Below are 17,830 nucleotides of genomic sequence, written 5' to 3'. Positions count from 1 at the left end.
CTGCCTGCGTAGTCGACGCCACTACCTGACAAGGAACACACCAATGAAAAAACTCGTCGCGCCCCTGTCACTTCTGCTGACCCTGGCCAGCACCCACTCGATGGCATCCACTACAGAGGTGACCCTCACTGGCACCCTCACCCCTTCGGCGTGCACCCCCCTGCTGGGCAATGGCGGCGTGGTCGACTATGGCCGGGTGCCAGCCCAGGATCTGGAAGATCAAGACGCCAATTACTACGTCCTTCCAGCCAAGCAGTTGAGCCTGGCCATCCAATGTAGCGGCGACACATTATTCGCACTCACCAGCACCGACAACCGCCATGACAGCTCCGGCGCCAATCCCGTCAGTCATGGCCTGGGGATGCACAATGGCCAGAAGATCGGCATGTTGGCGGTAGGCCTTAGCGCCCCTGAAATGGATGGCACACCACGCAAAGTATTGGTGTCGTTCAACGCGGGAAACACCTGGCTCCCTGATGTGTTCCAGTACTTCACGCCCTCTCAAAAAGGTCCCAATACTCGCGTGGCCTTCGGCGACCTGACGACACCTGTTCCCGGCACTCGCCTGAATGCAAACCTTGATATCACCAGTTTCATTTCCAAAACCCTGCCGTTCACCGAAGACATACAAATGGACGGCAGTACAACCCTCAACATTATTTATCTTTGACCAGCCAACACCTGAACTTCAGATGGAGAAAGGATGATCAACACCCTGATCACTACCAAGGAGACAATAATGAAATCCGTTATACCCCTTTCACTTATCTTCGCCCTGGCCAGTGCACCGTCCATCGCCAGCACCACTGAAGTTACACTCACCGGGACGCTCACCCCTTCAGCCTGCACGCCCCTGCTGGGCAATGGTGGCATGGTCGACTATGGCCGTGTAGCCACCGAGGACCTTGAAGACCAGGACGCTACTTTCTATAAACTTCCAGCTAAGCAACTGAGCCTGACCATCCAATGTAGCGGCAGTACCTTATTCGCCCTGACCACCACCGATAACCGCCACGACAGCGCCGATCTCAGCGACACCAGTCATGGCCTGGGCATGCACAAAGGGCAGAAAGTTGGCAGCATGGGGCTAAGCGTTAGCAACCCTGAACTGGACGGCACTGCGCGTAATGTATTGCTGTCGGCTGACGGAGGGTTCTTCTGGTTTCCTGGCAATCAATTCTCCCCTTCTCAAAAAAGGCCTTTGAATCGCATGGCCTTCGGTGACAACCGTACGCCTGTTGCGCCTCTCCCCGCGACTTACCTGACTGCAAACCTCGACATCAACAGCCTCATTTATAAAAACCTGACTTCCAACGACGACATCCAGATCGACGGCAGTACAACCTTCAACATTGTTTATCTCTGATCGTGCACTACCTGAATTCAAAACAAGAAATGAATACCCGCTGAACACCCTAACCAAGGAAATAATAATGAAAACACCCGTAATATCCTTTGCAATCATCATGGCCCTTGCCAGCGCACAGAGCATCGCCTCTACAACCGAAGTTACACTAACCGGCACACTCACACCTTCAGCCTGCACACCCTTACTGAGCAACGGTGGTGTCATTGACTATGGCCGTCTTTCAATTGACGACCTGGAATCCCTGCCCATTCCTCAATATCAACTTCCGAACAAGCTTATTGATCTGACCATCCAATGCGAAGCACCCACAACATTTGCACTCATCAACAGCGATAACCGTAAAGAGAGCCTGCCTCCAGCAGAAGCTTCAAATCCATCTCGTTTCGGGCTTGGCAAGCACCAAGGGGAACCTGTTGGCTATATGCTGATAAAGGCCCCCACTGCACTGGTGGATGGAACACGACAGTCAGCAATCGCATCCCGCAATGGTGGGCAAGATTGGATACGAGACGACGGCTTCTTTTGGCGCGCCCAAGACAATCCGGACTCTCGTCTCGCTTTCGGTGCTGTAGCGACTGGCCCCACATCGGCCAAGCAATTGACCACGACGCTTCAGATAAACGGACGTATCCAGAAAGCACTCGACTACAGCAGCGACGTACAGATCGACGGAAGCACCACCTTCGAGATCCGCTACCTCTGATCCATTGACTCAGTTAGAGGGCGAACAACGGATGCTCACCCCCTGCATGACACAAGCTCGGCCGGCGCACCTCCTTCCAGCAGTTCAAGGAAGTCGACTCAAGGGGCCTTGCGCCGTACGCCAATAACGAACCGATGCCATGAAAAATCTACGCGACTGTGTTGTGGGTACCCTGCTGCCCGCGCTTTGCCTGCTTGCCCATGCAACCACCAGCCAGGCCGATGGCATGGTGCCCAAATCCTCGGTGGTGATTGTCGAGGAAGCCAAGACCAGCGGCACCGCTTTCCTGGTCACCAATACCGATCCCCATGCTTCATTGCTGGCGGTGTTTATCGAAAACCTGCCCGAGGACCACGACAACTTGCTGGTGGTGCAACCCACGGTAACCCGGGTCGAGGCAGGCCACGAGCAACAGGTGCTGTTTCATTACGTGGGCAAGGAGCCGCTCAAGGAGCAGCGCCTGAAACGGGTGATCTTCGAGGGGATTCGCGAGCAAGCACCCGGCGCCAACGGCGGCATGCGGGTGAGCTTCGGCGTACGCCAGAATCTGCCGGTGATCCTCCACCCCAAGGGTCTGGCCAAAAACCGTTCGCCCTGGGAGGGGCTGACCTGGCACGTAGACGGCAATCAGCTACGGGTCGAGAACAACACACCCTATGTGGTCCGCCTGGGCCGCGAATTACTGCTCAACCCCGGCCAGTTGCAGGTGGCTCTACCCCGCAGCTACGTGCTGGCCAACGAGCACGTGAGCCTTGAGCTACCCAGCAACGCCGGTGCTGCGTCCACCGTGCGCTTCCAGCCGGCGACGGTATACGGATATGCCACTGACCCTTACGAGGCCGCCATACAGTGACCGCTTCCTCCCCTAACAAGAGCAGTTTCAACTGCCGGGATCATCTGCTGGCCGGGCTCTGCCTGAGCATGATCAGCCTTGAATCCGTCAAGCTCGCCCACGCCACGAACACCCCGGCACCCACCACCGTGTTCGACCATGAGGTACTGCGCCTGCGCGGCATCGACCCGCAACTGGCGCAGCTGTTCAGCCAGCACGCGCGTTTTGCCCCCGGCAGGCACTTCATCCACCTGACCGTAAACGGCCATGGCAAAGGTACGACCCAGGCTCGCTTCGACGCCCGTGGCGCCCTGTGCTTCGACGACGCACTGCTGCGGTTTGCCGACGTGGCAAGGCCCGCCAGCTGGCCCAGGGTAGTCGATGAGCCGAAGGTCCCGCAGGCGCCTGACTGCCGCGACTTGAGCGAGGCTTACCCGCAGATGCAACTGGAGCTTGACCCGGGCCGACAGCGGGTTGCGCTGGTCGTCCCCGAGCAAGCCCTGGAGCGGCGCCTCCACAACGCCGACGGCTACAGCCAGGGGGGCGTCGCCGGCCTTTTGAACTACGACCTGTTCGGCACCTTCAACCGCTATGCCGGTGAATCGAGCCGCTACGCCGCGGCCAACACCGAGATCGGCCTGAACGTCGATAACTGGATTGTCCGCAGCCGCCAGGTCCACAGCCGCTCCGACGGCCGGGTTCACAGCGAGATGCTCGACACGTTTGTACAGCGCAGCTTTGTCCAGCGCCGCAGCATCTTCCAGGCTGGCGAGATCAGCCTGGTCAACCCGGTGCTCAACGGCGCGCAAATCATTGGCGCCCAGGTCACGCCGGAGCATGGCTTGCTGTCGCAACTGGACAACGCCAGCGTGCAGGGCATCGCCAATAGCCAGGCGCGGGTGGAGGTCCACCAGAACGGTGCCTTGCTCTACTCCACCGTGGTGCAACCCGGCCCGTTCACCATCAACAACATTCCACGCCTGACTTCTCGCTCGGACCTGGAGGTGACGGTGATCGAAACCAATGGCGAGCGCCGCACCTTTCGCGTACCGGCCAGCCTCGCCGCAACCGCTCCCCCGCAAAGCGGCTACAGCCTGGGGGCTGGCGTGGTGCGCAGCTACAGCCACGAAGCCGATGAGCCGGCAGTGCTGAGCCTGGGCCAGACAGGCGCCCTCGGCCAGACCTCAAGCCTGAGCAGTGGCCTGATCCTGGCCCAGAGCTACCGCAGCCTTGGCGCCAGCCTCGACGGCGCCTTGAACCCTTTGCTCAGCGCCCAGTTCTCCGTCATCGGCGCCCAGGCAACCTCGCTGGACCGCCAGGGACTGCAACTGGGCGGCCAGCTCAACTGGCAACTGCACGAACAATGGTCGAGCCTGGTTGCCGGCAATCATCGCAGCCGTGGCTATCGCGAACTGCTCGACAGCACCTACCGCGACAGCGACAGCAATGCCTCCAGCTACCGCGACCAACTCAGCACCAGCCTGCGCTGGGCAAGCCCGGCCATCGGCAGCTTCACCCTGGGCTACACCCAGACCACCTACTACGAGCACGACAGCAGCCAACGCCTGTTCCTGTCCTGGGGCAACAGTTACAACGCAGTGACTGTTTCGGCGTCTGTGGAAAAGTCGCTCGGCAACACCAGCGGCGACAATGACGACGCCATCTACCTGAGTGTCAGCCTGCCCCTGGGCACTAAAGGGCGTGTGCGCGGCAGCGTACGTCACCGCGACAGTGACAGCACCAGCACGGTGAACTACCAGCAACAGGTCACCGACAGTTTCGGCTACCGCCTGGGTGCCGAGCATCGCTCAGGGGACAGCAACAATTTGGCCAGTGCGGGCCTGTCGGCAACCCCGCGCTATACCCAATTGGACCTGAACTATGCCGGCGACGGACGCGACGCCAACTACAACATTGGCCTGCGCGGCGGCCTGGCCGTGCATGAAGCGGGAATCACCCCCTCGCCGTACCCGATCCGCGACACCTTCGCCATTCTCACCGTGACCGACACCCCGGGCGTCAAGGCCAGCACGCCCAATGGCCCGGTGTGGACGGACTTTGCCGGCCGTGCGGTGATCCCGGCCCTGAGCCCTTATGGCCGCAGCGCCGTAGAGGTCGACAACCAGAGCCTGCCGATCAACGTCAATGTCGAGGAAGGTGCCGCGGTACTCAAGGCCGGCCGCGGTGCGGTGCCGCGCCTGACCTTCAATGCCTGGAGCGTACGGCGAATGCTCCTGACCGTTACCGACGGCCTGGGCCAGCCATTGCCCGCTGGCGCTTCGGTGTTCGATGACCGCGGCCGTTTCATCAGCCTGGTGCAACCGGGTGGTTTGGTATTTATCGACAGCAGCGAGGCCATCAGCCACTTGATCGTCAGCGATCCGCAGGCCCGTGAATGCCGGGTCGTCCTCGATGCCGCCGCCGATGCGCCGCAAAAGACCTACTACACCAGCGCCGAGCGCACCTGTAGCTGAACCGCCGCCGCGCTCTCGCCATCGACCCGACCAAGGAAGCCCCATGAAACGACTGCTGACCCTGGCCCTGGCCTTCGCCAGCGCACTACCGCCCCTGGCTGCCTACGCCGAAGAGTGCCGACTGCAGAGCAGCCCCGGACACATCGACTACGGCACCCTTGATCGCTCCCGGCTCAGCCCGCAGCATTCGTCCCTGCCCCTGCCGGGAAAAACCGCCCAGGTCACCCTCAGTTGCACCCAGCCGGTCGATCTTGGCCTGTTCTTCAAGGCCGAGTTCCTCGACAACGAACGCTGGCGACTCACCGACAACGGTCACTTGCGTATCAAGGCCAGCAACGCCGTGGTCGATGGCGAGTCGGTCGAGCTGGGCCTGCTCAGCCATACCGGCGCGACCCCGGGGCCCGCCGCCGCGAGCCTGGAATGGCGCCCGCAGCATGGCGTGGCTCCGGTTCGCGCAGGGCAGGCCGTGCGCGGGCGCAGCCTGGGCCTGACCTTGACCCTGGAGGGCGAGCTGTCCGCTTCGGCCTTCCAGGTTCGCGACATGATCCAGTCTGCAGTGAACGGGCAGTTGCAGGCACCCGCCAGTGGCGCCACCAGTAACCTTGACCTGCACTGGCAGATCCAGCCCGCTGCCTGCATCCCGCAGCTGTCGAACAATGGCGTGGTGGATTACGGCAAGATTGCGGCGCAATCGCTGCAGGCCGACCGGCGTACACGCCTGCCCTCACGGCACCTCAACCTGACCATCAACTGCGACAGCCCGGCACGCTATGCCTTGCTCATGCACGACAACCGCGACGGCACCGCGCTGGTCAACGCCATGGTGTTCTATGGCCTGGGCCTGGACGCCGCCAGCAACCGCATCGGCCTGTTTGAAGTGGTGTTCGACCCCAAACTGATCAGCGCCGATCACATGCCCGCGGTCTACCTGACCTACTCCACCGGCGGCGGCACCTATTGGAGCAATGCCAGCGACAAGAGCAACAGCATCACCAGCAAGACCCTGCTCGCCTTCACCGATGAAGACAACACCACCAAAGGCCCGGTGCCGTTTCGCAACCTGAACACCAGCATCGAGATAAAACCGGTGATCGCCCCGACGCTGGACCTGGACCTGCGCCAGGACATCCTCCTGGATGGCTCTGCGACCATCGAGATCGTCTACCTGTAAATGCAAAACGCCCCGCAATGCGGGGCGTTTTGGCTAACAGCGGTGACTCAGTTCTTCAGCGCATCGGCAGCGACACTTGCCGCTGGCTTGCTGCGCTTGGATTTGAGGTTGTAGCAAACAACCATCACCAGCAGCCAGACCGGGATCGCGTAGACCGAGACCTGGATACCCGGGATCTGCAGCATGATGCCCAGGATCAGCACCACGAAGGCCAGGCAGATGTAGTTGCCGTAGGGGTACCACAGGGCCTTGAACAGCGGCGTCTGGCCGGTCTTGTTCAGGTGCTGGCGGAACTTGAGGTGCGAGTAGCTGATCATCGCCCAGTTGATCACCAGGGCCGCCACGACCAACGACATCAGCAGTTCAAGCGCATGCTGCGGGATGAAGTAGTTGAGCAGCACCGCAACCAGGGTTACCGCCGCCGACGCCAGGATCGAACGTACCGGCACACCGCGTTTGTCGATCTTCGCCAGGCCTGCCGGGGCATCGCCTTGCGCAGCCATGCCGTAGAGCATGCGGGCGTTGCAGTAGGTGCCGCTGTTGTACACCGACAGCGCGGCCGTCAGAACCACGAAGTTGAGGATGTGAGCAGCCACATCGCTACCGAGCAGCGAGAACACCTGTACGAACGGGCTGGCGCCATAGGTGCCACCGGCGGCGTCGAGGCTGGTGACCAGGCTGTCCCACGGGGTCAGCGACAGCAGCACGACCAGGGCCCCGATGTAGAAAATCAGGATGCGGTAGATCACCTGGTTGATCGCTTTAGGAATCACGGTTTTCGGCTTGTCGGCTTCAGCAGCGGTGAAACCGAGCATTTCCAGGCCGCCAAAGGAGAACATGATGATCGCCAGCGCCATCACCAGGCCGCTCACGCCATTGGGGAAGAACCCGCCGTGCTCCCAGAGGTTGCTGACCGAGGCTTGCGGGCCGCCGCTCCCGGTGGTCAGCATCCAGCTGCCCAGGGCGATCATGCCGACAATGGCCAGTACCTTGATGATCGCAAACCAGAACTCGGCCTCGCCGAAGACTTTGACGTTGGCCAGGTTGATGGCGTTGATCAGGATGAAAAAGGCTGCTGCCGAAGCCCAGGTCGGGATTTCTGGCCACCAGTAGTGGATGTATTTGCCGACCGCAGTCAGCTCCGACATGCCGACCAGGATGTACAACACCCAGCAGTTCCAGCCCGACAGGAAACCTGCGAAACCGCCCCAGTATTTGTGGGCAAAGTGACTGAAAGAACCGGCCACCGGCTCTTCGACGATCATCTCGCCGAGCTGGCGCATGATCATGAAGGCGATGAAGCCACAGATCGCATAGCCGAGAATCATCGACGGACCCGCCGACTTCATCACCCCGGCCGAACCCAGGAACAGGCCGGTACCAATCGCGCCGCCCAGGGCGATCAATTGGATATGGCGATTTTTCAGGCCGCGTTTCAGCTCGCCTGAATGCGTGTTTTGTCCACTCATGAACGAAGTCACCTGCTTGTTTTTATCTGTGACGGAATCGGACCCACCACGCTCGTGGCGCAGCGGAATTAACAAGGTGGTTACCTTGAGGGGTCTTGGCCAACTGCTGCCCGTCCAGGGCAAACGCCGTGGTCGAATCAGCCGGGTGTCAGCAAGAGTGCGCGGTACGCATTGGGGTCACAGTTAAAACGCGGCGCATTGTATACCCCTGCAGACGCGCAGGGGTCAACACGTTGCGTGACTGTCTGATGACAAAACGCACCGGTCCTGAGGAAAGGTTCAAGCCTTTGGGGGTAATCGGCGTACATGGCGCCTCCATTTGTTCTTATTGAATGCCCGGCTCTCCGGCCCTGGCTTTGCACACGGCAATGGCACACATCTCACCGCCGCAGCGCCCTTGGAACAAGCCGTTGACGTCCACGGAAAGCGCTTTAGCGCGGGCTTTTCGGCAAGTTCTGTTTACAGCGGCGAGCGGTGGCAGGAAGGCCCGGCAAAGGTGAGCACTTTTGTAACGATTTATTTACAATGCGGTTCAAAAACTTTCCACACCTTCGGAAAATTCTGTAAGACACGGATTTTCAAGGCAAAAAAAAGCCAACCCGAAGGTTGGCTATTTTTTTGCCCGCTCTTACGGACGGGGCTTGTTGCGGGTGCTGCCCGGGCGCTTCGGCGCAGGCTTGCCGCGCTTGTTCATGTCGCTCGGACGCTCGGCCACGGTGCTGGTGCCACGGCCCGTGCCCTTACGAGGGGCATCGCCGCGAGGCTGACGAGCCGGACGCTCCTCACCACGTGGCTGGCGTGCAGGACGCTCGGCCTCACCACCACGCGGCTGGCGAGCAGGACGCTCGGCCTCACCACCACGCGGTTGGCGCGCAGGACGTTCGGCAGTACCGGCATCCTGGGCAGGGCGCAGGGTACGCACACGCTCGCCACGGCCCAGCGGACGGGTGGATTTACGCTGCAGGCGCTCCAGCTTGTCCTTGGACTTGTGGTTCAAGGTTGGCATGGCCACCGGGGTCAGGCCCACTTCGGCCGCCAGGATGTCGACTTCCTGTTGGCTCATTTCGCGCCAGCGGCCCATCGGCAGGTCGGAATTGAGGAACACCGGACCGAAACGCACGCGCTTCAGACGGCTGACCACCAGGCCCTGGGATTCCCACAGGCGACGCACTTCACGGTTGCGGCCTTCCATCACCACGCAGTGGTACCAGTGGTTGAAGCCTTCACCGCCTGGCGCTTCCTGGATATCGGTAAAGCGCGCAGGACCGTCTTCGAGCACGACACCGGCCTTGAGGCGGGCAATCATGTCTTCGTCCACCTCACCCCGCACACGTACCGCGTACTCGCGGTCCATCTCGTAGGACGGGTGCATCAGGCGGTTGGCCAGCTCACCGTCGGTGGTGAACATCAGCAGGCCGGTGGTGTTGATGTCCAGGCGGCCGATGTTGATCCAGCGACCTTCTTTCGGCCGTGGCAGGCGGTCGAACACGGTCGGACGGCCTTCCGGGTCGTCACGGGTGCAGATTTCGCCATCGGGCTTGTTGTACATGATGACCCGGCGCACGGTCTCGGCAGCCTCTTCGCGCTTGATCACGCGGCCATCCACGGAAATCGCGTCATGCAAGTCGACGCGCTGGCCCAAGGTGGCGTCTTTGCCATTGACCTTGATCCGGCCCTGGCTGATCCAGGCCTCGACATCGCGGCGTGAGCCCACGCCGATACGCGCCAGCACTTTTTGCAGCTTCTCGCCTGATGGCGGCAACGGCTGGGTTTCTTGCAGATCTTTATCACTCATCTGGGCACCTCCCGGTGTAGGTATTGAAAACTGATTAAGGCGAACATGCGCCAAAAAGGTCGCGAATCATACGCTGATCACGCGTTGAGCGCACCTGAGACTAGCTGAAATTATCCACACCACCGTCTGTTTCCGCCCGAAGGCCGGCGGTCACTCGCGTGGCGTCTCAGGCTCAAGGTTCTCGGCGTCTTCGGCCGCTACCGTATCATCGACCAAGTCGTCAAAGTCGGTCTTGAGCCCTTCTTCCATCGAGTCGAGCTCCACCAGCAGGCTGCGAAAGCTGGTTTCTTCTTTCGCGTCTTCTGGCTCGGCACTTTCGTCGGCCAGGGCCTGCAGGTGAGCGGGCACTGGCGCGTCATCCACCTCCAGCAGCGGCTCAGGCTCCATTTCACGCAGCTCGGCCAGGGCAGGCAGATCGTCGAGGTTCTTGAGGTTGAAGTGATCGAGGAAAGCCTTGGTGGTGGCGAACATCGCAGGTTTGCCCGGCACTTCGCGGTAACCGACGATGCGGATCCATTCGCGCTCAAGCAAGGTCTTGATGATGTTGCTGTTGACCGCCACGCCCCGAACGTCTTCGATTTCGCCACGGGTGATGGGCTGGCGGTAGGCAATCAGCGCCATGGTCTCAAGCAATGCACGGGAGTATCGCTGCGGGCGCTCTTCCCACAAGCGGCCCACCCAGGGGGCGAAGTCCTCGCGAATCTGCAGGCGATACCCCGACGCCACTTCCTTCAGCTCGAAGGCGCGGCCATTGCAGGACTTGCGCAGTACTTCCAGGGCCTTCTTGAACACCGCAGGCTCAGGGCGCTCGGCTTCCTCGAACAGCTCGAACAAGCGCTCCATCGATTGCGGTTTTCCCGAGGCCAGCAAAAAGGCTTCAAGCAGGGGCGCCAGGTCGCGCGGATCGTTCAGGTTCATGGCGTTGCTCGTGGTCACTCGGCCCGGGCGCGGACGTGGATCGGCGCAAAGGGCTCATTTTGCACCAGTTCGATCAAGGATTCCTTCACCAGTTCAAGAATGGCCATGAAGGTCACCACCACCCCCAGCTTGCCTTCCTCGGCGCTGAACAACTCGACGAACGGCACGAAACCACCGCCCTTGAGGCGTTCGAGCACTTCGCTCATGCGCTCGCGGGTCGACAATGCCTCACGGCTGACCTGATGGCTCTCGAACAGGTCGCCGCGGCGCAGCACCTCGGCCATCGACACCAGCAACTCCTCCAGGCTGACATCCGGCAACAGCTTGCGCACCTTCGCCTGGGGTGCCTCCAGGCGCGGCACGATGATCTCGCGCCCCACCCGGCTCAACCCATCGATACCTTCTGCCGCGGCCTTGAAGCGCTCGTACTCCTGCAGGCGACGGATCAACTCGGCGCGTGGGTCGCCCTCCTCGATCTCGATCTCGACCGAACGCGGCAGCAGCATGCGTGACTTGATCTCGGCCAGCATCGCGGCCATCACCAGGTACTCGGCCGCCAACTCCAGGCGTACGGTTTTCATCAGCTCGACATAGCCCATGTACTGACGGGTAATTTCCGCCACGGGAATATCAAGGATGTCGACGTTCTGCTTGCGGATCAGGTAGAGCAGCAGGTCCAGCGGGCCCTCGAAGGCTTCGAGAAACACCTCGAGGGCGTCCGGCGGGATGTACAGGTCCACCGGCATTTCGGTCATGGCTTCGCCATAGACCAGCACCAGTGGCAGTTCCTGCTGTGCGCCTGCTTGTGAGTCGAGGGTCGACTCGGTGGACGGTGCCTGGCTCACGCTTCGACCATGAAGGGTGCCGGGTCGCCACAGCCGACGCGGATCACCTCCGGCTCGTCGCCGGCCAGGTTGATCACAGTGGACGACTTCAAGTCGCCAAAACCGCCATCAATGATCAGGTCGACATGGTGCTCCAGGGCCTGGCGAATCTCGTAGGGATCGGTCATCGGCTCCGTTTCGCCGGGCATGATCAGGCTGACGCTCATCAGCGGTTCGCCCAGCTCTTCGAGCAAGGCCAGGGCGATCGGGTTGGATGGCACGCGCAAGCCGATGGTGCGGCGCTTTTCATGGAGCAACAGGCGGGGAACTTCGCGGGTGGCGTTGAGAATGAAGGTGTAAGGCCCCGGCACATGCGCCTTGAGCAAACGAAAGATGGCCGTGTCGATCTTGGCGAACAGGCCCATTTGCGAGAGGTCGCAGCAGATCAGGGTGAAGTTGTGGTTCTTGTCCAGCTGACGCAGGCGCCGAACACGCTCTACGGCATTCTTGTCGCCAATCTGGCAACCCATGGCGTAGGACGAATCGGTCGGGTAGATGACCACACCGCCCTTGCGAATGATTTCAACGGCCTGTTTGATCAGGCGCGGTTGCGGATTCTCCGCATGAATCTGGAAAAACTGACTCACATTCTCTTCCTGTTCAGACGGCCGCGATAGGCTGCTCATGTTTGAATCGACGCCACAAGGGCGGCAAGTCCTCTGGCAATGGCCGGTAAGCACCAATCTCACCCCAGGTGCCAGGGCCATGGAAGTCACTGCCGGCACTGGCCAGCAGGCCGAATTCACGGGTCAGGATGGACATGGTGCCCACCTGCTCGGCCGGCATCATCCCGTTAACCACTTCCAGTGCCTGGCCGCCTGCTTGAATATAGTCGGCAATCAGCCGGCGGCGCTTGCTGCGCGTTAATTCATAGTGCATTGGATGCGCAAGGCTTACCCAGGCGCCGGACTGGCGCAGGGTCTGGACCGTGTCATCCAGGGTTGGCCAGTGCAGTTTGACGTCGCCCAGCTTGCCGGCGCCCAGCCACTTGCGAAACGCCTCTGCGCGGTCTTTTACGTGGCCTGCTCGCACCAGGTACTCGGCAAAATGCGGCCGTGCCGGTGCATTGCCGCTGTCGCCCAGCTCCTGCTGGATGGCCCGTGCGCCGTCCATCGCCCCGGGCATGCCCTTGAGGCCCAACCGTCGGTCGATTTCTTCGGCGCGCAGCCAGCGCCCACGGTGCAACGACTCGATGGCCGCCACCAGGGGTTCGGCGTCCAGGGCGAAGTTGTAGCCCAGCACATGGATGGTCGCGCCGCCCCAGGTACAGGACAGTTCCACCCCGCTGACCCACTGCATGCCCAGGGCCTGGGTGGCGGTACGAGCCTCTACCTGGCCCTCGAGGGTGTCGTGGTCGGTCAGCGAGAGCATCCGCACGCCGTGCTCATGAGCCCGGGCGACCAATGCCGTTGGCGACAGGGCGCCGTCGGAGGCCGTACTGTGGCAGTGCAGATCAACATTCATAGGAGGCGCTTTCGCTGTCATTGATGTTTGTTATTATGCCGTCACATCCTGCTTCTGGCTGCCACTGTGAAACAATTCATCGATTTCATCCCGCTGCTCCTGTTCTTCATCGTCTTCAAGCTTGAGCCTCGTGCCGTCGAATTCGCCGGTCACAGCTTCGAGCTCGGAGGCATCTTCAGTGCCACGGCGATGCTGATCCTGAGCTCCGTAGTGGTCTACGGCGCCTTGTTCATCCGCCAGCGCAAGCTGGAAAAGGGCCAATGGCTGACCCTGATCGCCTGCCTGGTGTTCGGTGGCCTGACCCTGGCCTTCCACAGCGAAACCTTCCTCAAGTGGAAGGCCCCGGTGGTGAACTGGTTGTTCGCCGTGGCCTTCGCCGGTAGCCACTTTATCGGCGACCGGGTGCTGATCAAGCGCATCATGGGCCATGCCATCAGCCTGCCGGAGGCTGTCTGGTCGCGCCTGAACCTGGCCTGGATCGGCTTTTTCCTGTTCTGCGGCGCGGCTAACCTGTTCGTGGCCTTCACCTTCCAGGACATCTGGGTCGACTTCAAAGTATTCGGCAGCCTCGGCATGACCGTACTGTTCCTGGTAGCCCAGGGCGTGTACCTGTCCCGCCACCTGCACGACGATCCCACCACCCCGCCTTCCACTCCGAAGCACGAGGATTGACATGCTCTACGCCATCATCGCCAGTGACGTTGCCGATTCGCTGGAAAAACGCCTGGCCGCTCGCCCTGCGCACATCGAACGCCTGCAGCAGCTCAAGGAACAAGGCCGCGTGGTACTGGCCGGTCCGCACCCGGCCATTGACAGCAACGACCCGGGCGCTGCCGGTTTCAGCGGCAGCCTGATCGTCGCCGAGTTCGACTCCCTGGCGGCCGCCCAGGCCTGGGCCGATGCCGATCCGTACATTGCCGCCGGCGTCTACGACAAGGTCGTGGTCAAGCCGTTCAAGCAAGTCCTGCCGTAATCTGCTGCATGCGGTGCGCCATTGTGCGCACCGCCTCCCGCCTTTTACCGACGCAACTGCTCATCATTTTTGTCTGACAGCCGACAACCTGCTGAACCGACAAGAATCAGGAGTTCCCATGCGTCAAGGTCCGTTGTCCCTGTTGCTGTGCCTGTTGCTGCTGAGCCCCTTTGCCCAGGGTGATGAACCCGTCGCCACCACCCCACTGTCGCTCAGTGCCGGCAGCCAGATCACCGAACTTACCCAGCGCCTGCAGGAAAGTGAGCGTCTGCGCGAGGCCCTGACCCAGCAACTGCACAATGCCGACAGCGAGCGCGAAAGCGCCCAACTGACCCGCCTGCGCCAGGAAAACCAGCGTTTGAAGCTGGCCCTCAAGGAACTCCAGGCCAATCCGCCTGAGCGACTGATCACCGACCAGCAACAATGGTTCCTGATTGGCAGTGCAGTTGCCCTGTTGGCTGCACTCTGCGGTATCTTTGCCAGCGGCGGACACAGAAAGCGTCGGCAATGGTTGAATTGAGTGAGTCATGAGCGAGCTGTTACTGATTGATGATGACCAGGAACTCTGCGAGCTGCTCGGCAGCTGGCTGACCCAGGAAGGCTTCGTGGTGCGGGCCTGCCACGACGGCCAGAGCGCCCGCAAGGCCCTGGCCGAGCACGCACCGGCTGCGGTGGTGCTGGATGTGATGCTGCCCGACGGCAGCGGCCTTGAGTTGCTCAAGCAGCTGCGCAGCGAACATGCCGAGTTGCCGGTGCTGATGCTCTCGGCCCGCGGCGAGCCACTGGACCGGATCCTTGGCCTTGAACTGGGGGCCGACGACTACCTGGCCAAGCCGTGCGATCCACGCGAGCTCACCGCCCGCCTGCGCGCCGTACTGCGCCGCAGCCACCCCAATGCAACGCCCAGCCAGATCGAAGTCGGCGACCTGTGCTTCAGCCCCGCCCGCGGCGTGGTCAGCATCGACGAACAGGAGCTGACCCTGACCCTGTCCGAGAGCCGCATCCTCGAAGCGCTGCTGCGCCAACCGGGCGAGCCACTGGACAAGCAGGAACTGGCGCAGATCGCCCTGGGCCGCAAGCTCACCCTGTACGATCGCAGCCTGGACATGCATGTCAGCAACCTGCGCAAGAAGGTCGGCCCCCACCCTGACGGGCGCCCGCGCATCGTCGCCCTGCGCAGCCGCGGCTACTACTACAGCCTGTAATGTCAGCACCGCGGCGGGTCATCTTTACGCAAGCTTTACCCTTGCCTGACCGCCATTGACCTTGATCTCCCTAAACTGGGCACATCCGGTCAACACCGGCCCTTGAAAGGAGAGACACCATGCGCAAGACCCTTATCGCCCTGATGTTCGCTGCAGCACTGCCGACCGTTGCCATGGCCATGCCAGAAGGCGGCCCACGCCACGGCGATCACCACCGCGGTGGAGCGCCTTTCGCCCAGCTGGACCTGAGCCGCGAACAGCGCCAGCAGATCGGCAAGCTGATGGGCGAGCAGATGAAAAGCCGCCAGGAAATCACCAAGCGCTATCTGGAGAAACTCCCGGCAGCCGACCAGAAAGCCCTGAAAGACGAACTGCAAGCCAAGAAGGACAAGACCCAGGCCGACATCCGCGCCCTGCTCAAGCCTGACCAGCAGAAGAAGTTCGACGAGCTGAAGAAAGAGCAAGACCAGCGCCGCGCCGAATGGAACGAGTTCAAGGCCTGGAAGGCTGAAAAAGCCAGCAAGGCCCAGTAAGCTGAAAACCACCCGCCCGGCCTGCCTTTGTGCAGGCCGGGCTTTTTGCCGTTGAAGGAGCCTCCCTTGCGTTCATTGTTCTGGCGCATCCTGGCCAGTTTCTGGCTGGCCATCGCCCTGGTCGCCGGCTTGTCGATCCTGCTCGGGCACATGCTCAACCAGGACGCCTGGATTCTCAGTCGCCATCCGGGCCTCAACACGCTGGCGCCCAAATGGACCCAGCTGTACGAGCAGCAAGGGCCGGAGTCGGCCCAGCGCTTTCTGGAGCGGCGCAAGCACCGCTTCAACATTGATGTGCAGGTGCTCAACGACAGCGGCGATGCCGTGGTCCCCGGCACGTTCCCCCGTCGCGCCGCGGCGTTCGAGGCCCGCCGCCACAACGATGATCGACGCCTGCCCTGGCGTCGCCTGACCGCGGAGTACACCAGCCCCGACAGCGGCGAAACCTACCTGCTCATTTACCGCATCCCGCACCCCGAACTGGATGCCTGGCATCGTGAGAGCCTGCTGTGGCCACTCAGCGCGCTGGGCATTGCCCTGGTGGTACTGACCTTGTTCAGCCTCATGGTGACGCTGTCCATCACCCGGCCACTGAGCCGCCTGCGCGGGGCCGTGCATGACCTTGGGCAAACCACCTATCAGCAGAACAGCCTGGCGCGCCTGGCCAACCGGCGTGATGAGTTCGGCGTGCTGGCCAACGATTTCAACCGCATGGGCGCGCGCCTGCAAAGCCTGATCGGCAGCCAGCGCCAGTTGTTGCGTGACGTGTCCCACGAACTGCGCTCACCCCTGGCCCGCCTGCGCATCGCCCTGGCCCTGGCCGAACGCGCCGAACCGGCACAGCGCGAAGCGTTGTGGCCACGCCTGACCCGTGAGTGCGACCGCCTGGAAGCGTTGATCAGTGAGATTCTGGTGCTGGCCCGGGTCGATGCCGAACAGACGCGGGCCGAGCCGATGGACCTGGACGTCGTGTTGCAGACCGTCCACAAGGATGCCCAACACAGCGCCCCGGACCAGGACATCCGGCTGCAGCATGACACCGGCTTGAGCCTGCAGGGTTGGCCGACCCTGATCGAACGCGCGCTGGATAACCTGCTGCGCAATGCCCTGCGCTTCAATCCGCCGGGCCAGCCCATCGAAATCACCGGGGTGCGCGACACCGACCGCATCGTGCTGAGCGTGCGTGATCATGGACCGGGGGTGGCTCAAGAGCACCTGGCGCAACTGGGTGAGCCGTTCTTTCGCGCACCGGGACAGAGTGCGGCGGGACATGGCCTGGGCCTGGCCATTGCGCGCAAGGCGGCGGAGCGTCATGGGGGGAGTCTGAGCCTGAGCAATCATCCTCAGGGCGGATTTGTCGCCAGCCTTGAGTTGCCTTTGGCGGGGCCTGGCAGCGCCTGAACAGCATCGCGGGGCAAGCCCGCTCCTACACCGTAGGAGCGGGCTTGCCCCGCGAAATGCTTACTGACCCCAGGCGGTCACAAAATCGGCAGTCGCCAACACCGGCGCCGTGCGCGGCTCGTTGAGCGGCGTACCCAGGTACAGGAAGGCAACGATCTCTTCCTTGTCCGCCAACCCCAGGCCCTTGGCCACATGCTTGCTGTAGGCCAGGTCGCCGGTACGCCATACCGCGCCGATACCCTGGGCATGGGCCGCCAGCAAAATGCCGTGGGCCGCACAGCCTGCCGCCAGCAGTTGCTCCGAGGCGGGTACCTTGAAGTGGTCCTGCACACGGGCAATCACCACCACCAGCAACGGCGCGCGCAACGGCATGGCGCGTGCCTTGTCCAGGGCCGCCTCGGTGGCGTCGCCCTCGAGCTTCACCGCCTCGGCCAGCAAGGCGCCGAGTTTCTCGCGGCCCTCACCCTCGACCGTCAAGAAGCGCCAAGGCCGCAGCTGGGCGTGGTCCGGCGCCCGCAAGGCGGCCTGGAACAGGGCCTCGCGTTGCGCAGCATTGGGCGCAGGTTCCGTCAGGCGTGGTACGGAAACACGGTTGAGCAATGCGTCGAGAGCCTCCATCGGCTACCCCCTGAAGAGAAA

Annotated in this window: 18 protein-coding genes and 1 pseudogene; 12 read left to right on the top strand and 7 right to left on the bottom strand. The window is 62.0% G+C overall.

The features are described from left to right. Positions 1 to 43: 43 nt before the first annotated feature. The 6 genes from U9R80_RS07240 to U9R80_RS07215 all read left to right on the top strand — a co-directional run bounded on the left by U9R80_RS07240 (position 44) and on the right by U9R80_RS07215 (position 6,549). Positions 44 to 670 (top strand): DUF1120 domain-containing protein, encoded by a 627-nt coding sequence (locus U9R80_RS07240; protein ID WP_301837019.1) that lies wholly within the window; start codon positions 44 to 46, stop codon positions 668 to 670. 33 nt (positions 671 to 703) lie between these two features. Beyond that, positions 704 to 1,366, top strand: a complete 663-nt coding sequence (locus tag U9R80_RS07235; protein ID WP_301837020.1) for a DUF1120 domain-containing protein — start codon at positions 704 to 706, stop codon at positions 1,364 to 1,366. 67 nt (positions 1,367 to 1,433) lie between these two features. Further along, positions 1,434 to 2,072, top strand: a complete 639-nt coding sequence (locus tag U9R80_RS07230; RefSeq protein WP_301837021.1) for a DUF1120 domain-containing protein — start codon at positions 1,434 to 1,436, stop codon at positions 2,070 to 2,072. 139 nt (positions 2,073 to 2,211) lie between these two features. Next, a complete protein-coding gene (locus U9R80_RS07225) occupies positions 2,212 to 2,925 on the top strand; it encodes a fimbria/pilus chaperone family protein (RefSeq protein ID WP_301837022.1) in 714 nt (237 codons plus the stop codon). Beyond that, on the top strand, positions 2,922 to 5,378 hold the full coding sequence (locus U9R80_RS07220; RefSeq protein ID WP_301837023.1) for a fimbria/pilus outer membrane usher protein: 2,457 nt from the start codon (positions 2,922 to 2,924) through the stop codon (positions 5,376 to 5,378). Before U9R80_RS07225 ends, U9R80_RS07220 begins: the two co-directional genes overlap by 4 nt. 43 nt (positions 5,379 to 5,421) lie before the next feature. Beyond that, entirely contained in the window at positions 5,422 to 6,549 is a 1,128-nt protein-coding gene (locus tag U9R80_RS07215; protein WP_301837024.1) for a DUF1120 domain-containing protein, read from the top strand. A gap of 47 nt (positions 6,550 to 6,596) precedes the next feature. Here the strand turns inward: U9R80_RS07215 and U9R80_RS07210 are convergent, their stop codons facing one another. The 6 genes and pseudogenes from U9R80_RS07210 to U9R80_RS07185 all read right to left on the bottom strand — a co-directional run bounded on the left by U9R80_RS07210 (position 6,597) and on the right by U9R80_RS07185 (position 13,079). Beyond that, positions 6,597 to 8,018, bottom strand: a complete 1,422-nt coding sequence (locus tag U9R80_RS07210) for an amino acid permease (protein ID WP_301837025.1) — start codon at positions 8,016 to 8,018, stop codon at positions 6,597 to 6,599. A gap of 628 nt (positions 8,019 to 8,646) precedes the next feature. Beyond that, the gene (gene rluB / locus U9R80_RS07205) at positions 8,647 to 9,813 is read right to left on the bottom strand and encodes a 23S rRNA pseudouridine(2605) synthase RluB (RefSeq protein ID WP_301837026.1); all 1,167 of its coding nucleotides are present in this window, start codon (positions 9,811 to 9,813) and stop codon (positions 8,647 to 8,649) included. Positions 9,814 to 9,966: 153 nt separating this feature from the next. Further along, a pseudogene (gene scpB, locus U9R80_RS07200) lies at positions 9,967 to 10,731 on the bottom strand (SMC-Scp complex subunit ScpB); the annotation flags it as partial. Positions 10,732 to 10,745: 14 nt separating this feature from the next. Then, positions 10,746 to 11,486, bottom strand: coding sequence for a segregation and condensation protein A (locus U9R80_RS07195; protein ID WP_301837481.1), 741 nt, complete (start codon positions 11,484 to 11,486; stop codon positions 10,746 to 10,748). 86 nt (positions 11,487 to 11,572) lie between these two features. Continuing rightward, positions 11,573 to 12,202: an L-threonylcarbamoyladenylate synthase gene (locus tag U9R80_RS07190; RefSeq protein WP_301837027.1), complete on the bottom strand. Its 630-nt coding sequence runs from the start codon at positions 12,200 to 12,202 to the stop codon at positions 11,573 to 11,575. Positions 12,203 to 12,215: 13 nt separating this feature from the next. After that, entirely contained in the window at positions 12,216 to 13,079 is an 864-nt protein-coding gene (locus U9R80_RS07185) for a PHP domain-containing protein (RefSeq protein ID WP_301837028.1), read from the bottom strand. A gap of 66 nt (positions 13,080 to 13,145) precedes the next feature. Between U9R80_RS07185 and U9R80_RS07180 the strand changes: the two genes are divergently transcribed. The 6 genes from U9R80_RS07180 (at position 13,146) to U9R80_RS07155 (ending at position 17,191) form a co-directional block, all read left to right on the top strand. Next, complete coding sequence (locus U9R80_RS07180) at positions 13,146 to 13,751, top strand: septation protein A (protein ID WP_301837029.1); 606 nt, start codon at positions 13,146 to 13,148, stop codon at positions 13,749 to 13,751. Between the two features lies 1 nt (position 13,752). After that, the gene (locus U9R80_RS07175) at positions 13,753 to 14,052 is read left to right on the top strand and encodes a YciI family protein (protein WP_028944722.1); all 300 of its coding nucleotides are present in this window, start codon (positions 13,753 to 13,755) and stop codon (positions 14,050 to 14,052) included. 118 nt (positions 14,053 to 14,170) lie between these two features. After that, positions 14,171 to 14,572, top strand: a complete 402-nt coding sequence (locus tag U9R80_RS07170) for a translation initiation factor 2 (protein WP_301837030.1) — start codon at positions 14,171 to 14,173, stop codon at positions 14,570 to 14,572. Between the two features lie 7 nt (positions 14,573 to 14,579). Further along, positions 14,580 to 15,257 (top strand): response regulator transcription factor, encoded by a 678-nt coding sequence (locus U9R80_RS07165; protein ID WP_301837031.1) that lies wholly within the window; start codon positions 14,580 to 14,582, stop codon positions 15,255 to 15,257. Between the two features lie 119 nt (positions 15,258 to 15,376). Next, positions 15,377 to 15,790 carry a Spy/CpxP family protein refolding chaperone gene (locus tag U9R80_RS07160; protein ID WP_301837032.1) on the top strand — a complete coding sequence of 138 codons (414 nt, stop codon included), beginning with the start codon at positions 15,377 to 15,379 and terminating at the stop codon, positions 15,788 to 15,790. Between the two features lie 66 nt (positions 15,791 to 15,856). Then, complete coding sequence (locus U9R80_RS07155; RefSeq protein WP_301837033.1) at positions 15,857 to 17,191, top strand: sensor histidine kinase; 1,335 nt, start codon at positions 15,857 to 15,859, stop codon at positions 17,189 to 17,191. Positions 17,192 to 17,251: 60 nt separating this feature from the next. On the opposite strand, the gene U9R80_RS07150 is transcribed toward U9R80_RS07155, so the two are convergent. Further along, a complete protein-coding gene (locus U9R80_RS07150; RefSeq protein WP_301837034.1) occupies positions 17,252 to 17,809 on the bottom strand; it encodes an NAD(P)H nitroreductase in 558 nt (185 codons plus the stop codon). Between the last annotated feature and the right edge of the window lie 21 nt (positions 17,810 to 17,830).

The sequence above is a fragment of the Pseudomonas sp. JQ170C genome, assembly GCF_035581345.1.
Taxonomy (GTDB): domain Bacteria; phylum Pseudomonadota; class Gammaproteobacteria; order Pseudomonadales; family Pseudomonadaceae; genus Aquipseudomonas.
This window is presented reverse-complemented; position numbering and strand designations above follow the sequence as displayed.

Coding starts and splice junctions, on each gene's coding strand:
- U9R80_RS07215 (WP_301837024.1), top strand. CDS start 5,422: ATGAAACGACTGCTGACCCTGGCCCTGGCCTTCGCCAGCGCACTACCG.
- U9R80_RS07165 (WP_301837031.1), top strand. CDS start 14,580: ATGAGCGAGCTGTTACTGATTGATGATGACCAGGAACTCTGCGAGCTG.
- U9R80_RS07175 (WP_028944722.1), top strand. CDS start 13,753: ATGCTCTACGCCATCATCGCCAGTGACGTTGCCGATTCGCTGGAAAAA.
- U9R80_RS07195 (WP_301837481.1), bottom strand. CDS start 11,486: ATGACCGAAATGCCGGTGGACCTGTACATCCCGCCGGACGCCCTCGAG.
- U9R80_RS07235 (WP_301837020.1), top strand. CDS start 704: ATGATCAACACCCTGATCACTACCAAGGAGACAATAATGAAATCCGTT.
- U9R80_RS07150 (WP_301837034.1), bottom strand. CDS start 17,809: ATGGAGGCTCTCGACGCATTGCTCAACCGTGTTTCCGTACCACGCCTG.
- U9R80_RS07170 (WP_301837030.1), top strand. CDS start 14,171: ATGCGTCAAGGTCCGTTGTCCCTGTTGCTGTGCCTGTTGCTGCTGAGC.
- U9R80_RS07185 (WP_301837028.1), bottom strand. CDS start 13,079: ATGAATGTTGATCTGCACTGCCACAGTACGGCCTCCGACGGCGCCCTG.
- U9R80_RS07230 (WP_301837021.1), top strand. CDS start 1,434: ATGAAAACACCCGTAATATCCTTTGCAATCATCATGGCCCTTGCCAGC.
- U9R80_RS07210 (WP_301837025.1), bottom strand. CDS start 8,018: ATGAGTGGACAAAACACGCATTCAGGCGAGCTGAAACGCGGCCTGAAA.
- U9R80_RS07240 (WP_301837019.1), top strand. CDS start 44: ATGAAAAAACTCGTCGCGCCCCTGTCACTTCTGCTGACCCTGGCCAGC.
- U9R80_RS07160 (WP_301837032.1), top strand. CDS start 15,377: ATGCGCAAGACCCTTATCGCCCTGATGTTCGCTGCAGCACTGCCGACC.
- rluB (WP_301837026.1), bottom strand. CDS start 9,813: ATGAGTGATAAAGATCTGCAAGAAACCCAGCCGTTGCCGCCATCAGGC.
- U9R80_RS07225 (WP_301837022.1), top strand. CDS start 2,212: ATGAAAAATCTACGCGACTGTGTTGTGGGTACCCTGCTGCCCGCGCTT.